Consider the following 6,009-nt stretch of genomic DNA (forward strand, 5'->3'; position numbering starts at 1 on the left):
GAGATCGCGGTCGGGCCCGCAAGGCCCCCGCCGAAGAAAGGACGGACCCGTGCTGGATGGATGCACCCCCTGGCCTGAGGAGTTCGCCGAGCGGTACCGTTCGGCCGGCTACTGGCGCGACGAGACGCTGGGCGAGCTCCTGCGCGGGCTGGCCCGCTCGCACCCCGGCAAGACCGCCCTCGTGGCGGGCGGGGAGCGGTGGAGCTACGCCGAGCTGGACGCCAGGACCGACCGGATGGCGGCCGGCCTGCGCCGGATCGGCATCGGCGCCGGCGACCGCGTCGTCGTGCAGCTGCCGAACATTCCGGAGCTGGTCGCGCTCATGTTCGCGCTGTTCAGGATCGGCGCCCAGCCGGTCCTGGCGCTGCCGGCCCACCGCAGCAGCGAGATCACGTACTTCTGCGAGTGCACCGACGCGGTGGCGTACGTCATTCCCGACGTGCACGTCGGGTTCGACTACCGGGAGCTGGCCGCCGAGGTGACGGCGCGGGTGCCCACGCTCAAGCACGTGCTCGTCGCGGGAGATCCGGGGGACTTCGCCGCGCTTCCCCTGGACGGCGACCCGGTCGACCTGCCCAGGCCCGACCCCGCCGGCGTGGCGCTCTTCCTGCTGTCGGGCGGGACGACCGGCGTTCCCAAGCTGGTGCCGCGCGCCCACCAGGAATGGTCGTACAGCGGGCGCGCGGTGGCCGAGGCGTGCGACTACGGCGAGGAGACCGTTCACCTGGTGAGCCTGCCGCTGAGCCACAACTGGCCGCTGACCCACGGGCTGCTGGCCACCTTCCACGCGGCCGGCACGCTCGTGCTGGCCCCGGGTCCCAGCCCGGACGAGGCGTTCCCGCTCATCGAACGGGAAAGAGTGACCGAGACCGGGCTGATCCCTGGCGCGGCGCTGCTGTGGATGGAGGCGGCAGAGTGGGACGAGTACGACCTGTCCAGCCTGCGGCGGGTCACGATCGGCGGGACGAAGCTCCAGCCCGAGATGGCCCGCAGGGTGGAGCCCGCGCTGGGCTGCCGGCTCCAGCAGGCCTTCGGCATGGCCGAGGGGTTGTGCGGGTTCCACCGGTGGGACGACCCGCAGGACGTGGTCCTCGTCAGCCAGGGGCTGCCCGTCTCCCCGGCGGACGAGGTCCGGGTCGTGGACGAGGACGACAACGACGTCGCTCCCGGCGAGGTGGGCCGGCTCCTGGCGCGCGGCCCGTACACGGTGCGGGGGTACTACCGGGCGCCCGAGCACAACGCCAGGACGTTCACCGCCGACGGCTTCTACCGGACCGGAGACCTGGTACGGCTGCTGCCGACCGGTCATGTGATCTTCGAAGGTCGCGTCAAGGACCAGATCAACAGGGGAGCGGAGAAGATCGCGGCCGAGGAGGTGGAGAACCACCTGCTCGCCCATCCCGGTGTCAGGGAGGTCGCTCTGGTCGGCCTGCCTGACGAGGTGCTCGGCGAGCGGACCTGTGCCTGCGTGGTGCCCCGCGGCACGGCGCCGACGCTGGCCGAGCTCGCCGCCTTCCTGCGCGACCGCGGTGTCGCGGCCTTCAAGTTCCCCGACCGCCTGGAGATCGTCCCCCGACTCCCGCTCACCCCGCTCGGCAAGGTCAGCAAGAAGACGCTCGCCGGCATGTTCCACTGACCCCACGCACGCAGAGGACGATCGCCGATGCACGTCGCAGACATCGACCTGCAGGGATTCCGGGAAGTGCACGCCAAAGCGACCATCGAGGCGCGCAACAACGCGTGCCCCGCCCTGGCGATCTGGCGCCAGGACATCGGCCCCTTCGACCCGGCCGGGCTGCTCAGACCGCTGTTCGAGCGGTCCACGCGCACCTTCGTCTGGGTGTCGCCCGAGACCAGCGTCATCGCCATGGGCAGCGCCACGGACTTCACGCACTTCGGCCGTGACAGGTTCGCCGGCATCCGGCGCGGCTGGGAGAAGGCGGCCAGAACAGCGGTGGCCGACGGTCCCGGAGCGCGTGGCGTTCCGGCTCTGGTCGGCGGCTTCGCCTTCGCGCCGCGTCCCGGCTCGTTGCCGGAGGCCCTGATGTGGGTGCCGCGCGTGCTGATCACGCAGGACCGGGACGGCAGGGCCACGCTCGCGCTCAGCGTGTGCGTCGACCCGCGCGGCACCACGGCCGACGGTCCCGCGCGGACGGCCGCGGACGCCGCCGCCCTGCTCGCCTCCGCCGGGGTGCGGCCATGCCCCAGCCCGCAGCTCGCGGGCACGAACACGATCGAGGTCCCGTCGGCGTCGGAGTGGAGGGCGCTGGTCGCGCACACCGTCGAGCAGATCCGGCGCGGCAGGTTCGACAAGGCGGTGCTGGCCCGGCAGCTGCGGGTCACCTCGCCCTGCGGCTACGACCTGCCCTCCGTCATGGGGACGTTGCTCGACACGCAGCCGGGCAGCACCGCGTTCGCCGTGGCGGCGTACGGGCAGGCCTTCGTCGGCGCCACGCCGGAGCGGCTGGTCAGCCTGCGCGGCGGGCGGGCCGAGTCGATGAGCCTGGCGGCGTCCATGCCGCGCGGCGCGACCCCGGCCGAGGACGCGTGCCTGCGCGCGGCCCTGCTGGAGGACGACAAGTCCCGGCGCGAGCAGAAGATCGTCACCGCGACGTTGCGGCGCGCGTTCGAGCAGGTCTGCGGCAACGTCACGGTGCCGGACGAGCCGCACGTGCTCGACCTGCCGAACCTGCGGCACCTGCACACCCGCATCGTCGGCGAGGTCGCCGACCCCGAGTCGGCCAGCGTGCTCGACCTCGTCGAGCGGCTGCACCCGACGCCCGCCGTCGGCGGGCAGCCGCGGCGTGCGGCGCTCGAGTGGCTGGGCGAGGCCGAGCCCTTCGACCGCGGCTGGTACGCCGGCCCTGTCGGGTGGATGAACGATGACCAGGAGGGCGACTTCGCGGTGGCCATCCGCTCGGCCCACCTGGAGGAGGGGACGGCCACGTTGTACGCGGGATGCGGCATCGTGGCGGGTTCCGACCCGGACGCGGAGCTTGAGGAGACCCGGTTGAAGTTCCGTCCCATGCTTAATGCACTGGCGGTTCCTTTATCGGAAAGGGCACCCTATAGACGGGTCGAGTGCAAAGATCTTGAATGATGGTGTGGGAACCGGGCTCCATCTCCCGTCTGTGGAGGGACTAGAAAAATGATCGAAATTACCGATTTGACCAAGCGTTATGGCAATAAGACGGCAGTGGATGGTTTGTCATTCAATGTCCATCCTGGGCGGGTCACCGGTTTTCTCGGACCCAACGGGGCGGGCAAATCGACCACCATGCGGGCGATCCTCGGCCTCGACCGTCCCCATGGCGGGAGCGTGACGGTCAACGGCCGCGCCTACGTCGGCCTGCCCCGGCCGATGCGCGAGGTGGGCGCCCTGCTCGACGCCCGTGCCGTGCACCCCCGGCGCACGGCGCGCAACCACCTGCTCTGCATCGCCCAGACCAACGGCATCCCCGCCAAGCGCGTCGACGAGGTCCTGCAGGTGGTCGGGCTGGAGTCGGTGGCGCGCAAGCGCGCGGGAGGCTTCTCGCTGGGCATGGGGCAGCGGCTCGGCATCGCGGTGGCGCTGCTCGGAGATCCGAAGGTGCTGTTATTCGACGAACCCGTCAACGGGCTCGACCCCGAGGGCATCAAGTGGATCCGCGAGCTGATGCGCGGACTGGCCGCCGAGGGCCGCACCGTCCTCGTCTCCAGCCACCTGATGAGCGAGATGGCGCAGACCGCCGACCACCTCATCGTCATCGGCAAGGGCAAGCTGATCGCCGACATCGGGATCGCCGAGTTCATCCGGCAGGGCTCCAACGTGCTCGTACGCGCCGACGACCAGGAGCGGCTCGCCGCCAAGCTGACCGAGGCCGGCGGCACCGTGCTCCCCGGCGCCGACGGGGCGCTCATCGTCACCGGCCTGGAGGCCAGGGAAGTCGGCAAGGCCGCGCTCGACGCCAAGGTGGTGCTGACGGAGCTGACGCCGCAGCGCTCCTTGGAACAGGCGTACATGGATCTGACCCGTGACAGCATCGAGTTCCAGGCGAGTGCGGCATGAGCGTGGCGTTCGCGGACACCGTCCGCTCCGAATGGACCAAGTTCCGGACGATCCCGTCCAACATCCCCACCATGCTGACCGCCGTCGCGCTCATGGTGTTCCCCGGCGCCCTGACCGCCAACGGGGCCAGCGAGAACTACCAGGCCGCCTCCGAGGCCACCAGGGCGGTGTTCGATCCCACCTACATCAGCATGTACGGCGGGTTCCTGTTCGCCCAGATCACCGTGGGCGCGCTGGGCGTGCTCGTGGTGACCCACGAGTACGCCACCGGCCTGATCCGCACCAGCACGACCGTGGTGCCGCGGCGCGGCCGGCTGCTGGGCGCCAAGGTGGCCACGTTCGCGCTGATCGCCCTGCTGATGGGCTGGGTGTCCAGCTTCGGCTCGTTCTTCCTCGGGCAGGCCGTGCTCGGGTCCGGCGGCGCCCCCACCGCCTCCCTCGGCGAGCCGGGCGTCCTGCGCGCCGTCGTCGGGATGGGGCTTCTCTGGGTGCTGGTCGGCCTGTCGGGCGTGGCGCTGGGCGGCCTGCTGCGCTCCACCATGAGTGCCACGACCGTGCTGGTCGCGGTCAACTTCATCATCCCGATCATCGGGCCCAGGCTGCTGCCCGACGGGGTCGGCGCCTGGGTGCAGACGTACTGGCCCATCCAGGCCGGCCTGCAGATCACCACCACCGTGCAGAACGCCGAGCGCATGCTCCCGTGGCCGGGCTTCGGGGTGATGGCCGCCTTCACCGCCGTGCTGCTGATCGCGGCGTTCGCCCTGTTCCGCTCCCGCGACGCCTGAGCCGCGTCCGGCGCCGCCTGAGCCGCTCCCGCTCTCGCCTCGCCTGAGCCGCCTCACCCGGCACCCGGCGCGCCACCCCGCGCGCCGGGTCCGCGGCATGCCCGGGGCCTCCCGCACTGGGGCAGACCGGCCGATTTAGTGGGCTGCTAGGGGTTACCCGCCTTATCCCGCCTCGCAAATACTGATGTCGCTTGACCGGGAAATCCTGGCGGGGAGGAGCGTTAAACAATGGCGCCGAATTTCGCGAACGGTCAGTGCCGGTCCTTTCGGGGCGACGGGCTGCCGGATCTGCTGGTACGTGACACGGAAACCGGCGAGCTCTTCGTTCACCCGCACAGCGGTGAGTTCAACGGGACCGACACGTTCCGCGCGCCGGTGAAGATCGGGGACGGATTCGGCTGGTGGCGGTTCTTCTTCGTCCGCGCCGTGGACGCGTCCGGCGACGGACGCGCCGACATATGCGCTTTCAGCACCAGCGAATACGACATCAATCCCGGCGAGAACGGCGAATTCGGTTTCTTCCTGCTGCGCAACCTCGGCGGGCCCGGCGAGATCGGCCCGTTCGCCGAGCCGCTCCGCGTGTCCAGCAAGCGCGACGACGGCCGCGAATGGGAGACCATCGGCTTCGCCGACGTGACGGGCACCGGCACCGACGACACGTTCGGCCGGGGCAAGAACGCCGGTAACATCGACCTCTTCCCGCACCGCGACCAGGGCGTCGTCAGGAACGACACCTACGACAAGGAGCCGGTGCGGCTCGTCGACGTCGACGTCGACGACTTCCCCGTCGCGATGGCCGACTTCACCGGCAACGGCACGCCCGACCTGCTGGTCCGCCGCGCCAACGGTGACATGGACCTGTTCGAGTTCGCCGGCAAGCCGGGCACGACGGCCGAGGGCACGTGGCACACCGTCGCCCGAGGCTGGCAGGACATGCGCATCATGACGCTCACGGACATCGACCTCGACGGGCGGCCCGACCTGCTCGGCCTGCGCCCCGACGGCACGCTCGACGCGTACGCGCACTCCGGCGTCTTCAACCCCCAAGCTCCGCTCGACCTCTTTCGTGAGCCGGTGACCGTGGCCACCGGATTCGGCAAGTACGACGTCGTCAGCTGACCACGCAAGAGCGTTCTCCTGCCCTATTCCCGCTCCGTCGGAATTTGGATTGGTTCA

5 protein-coding genes are annotated in these 6,009 nt (G+C 70.6%); all 5 read left to right on the forward strand.

Features of this window, described 5'->3' with window-relative positions; translation table 11 throughout:
- Positions 1-49 precede the first annotated feature (49 nt).
- The 5 genes from ABGA98_RS13625 (at position 50) to ABGA98_RS13645 (ending at position 5,952) form a co-directional block, all read left to right on the forward strand.
- On the forward strand, positions 50-1,636 hold the full coding sequence (locus tag ABGA98_RS13625; protein ID WP_347618604.1) for an AMP-binding protein: 1,587 nt from the start codon (positions 50-52) through the stop codon (positions 1,634-1,636).
- Between the two features lie 27 nt (positions 1,637-1,663).
- On the forward strand, positions 1,664-3,100 hold the full coding sequence (locus ABGA98_RS13630) for an isochorismate synthase (protein ID WP_347618605.1): 1,437 nt from the start codon (positions 1,664-1,666) through the stop codon (positions 3,098-3,100).
- A gap of 48 nt (positions 3,101-3,148) precedes the next feature.
- Entirely contained in the window at positions 3,149-4,048 is a 900-nt protein-coding gene (locus ABGA98_RS13635; RefSeq protein ID WP_347618606.1) for an ABC transporter ATP-binding protein, read from the forward strand.
- The gene (locus ABGA98_RS13640; protein ID WP_347618607.1) at positions 4,045-4,833 is read left to right on the forward strand and encodes an ABC transporter permease; all 789 of its coding nucleotides are present in this window, start codon (positions 4,045-4,047) and stop codon (positions 4,831-4,833) included. Before ABGA98_RS13635 ends, ABGA98_RS13640 begins: the two co-directional genes overlap by 4 nt.
- A 228-nt stretch (positions 4,834-5,061) precedes the next feature.
- Positions 5,062-5,952, forward strand: a complete 891-nt coding sequence (locus ABGA98_RS13645; protein WP_347618608.1) for a VCBS repeat-containing protein — start codon at positions 5,062-5,064, stop codon at positions 5,950-5,952.
- The last annotated feature ends 57 nt before the right edge of the window (positions 5,953-6,009 follow it).

The organism is Nonomuraea sp. B1E8, assembly GCF_039871515.1.
Taxonomy (GTDB): domain Bacteria; phylum Actinomycetota; class Actinomycetes; order Streptosporangiales; family Streptosporangiaceae; genus Nonomuraea.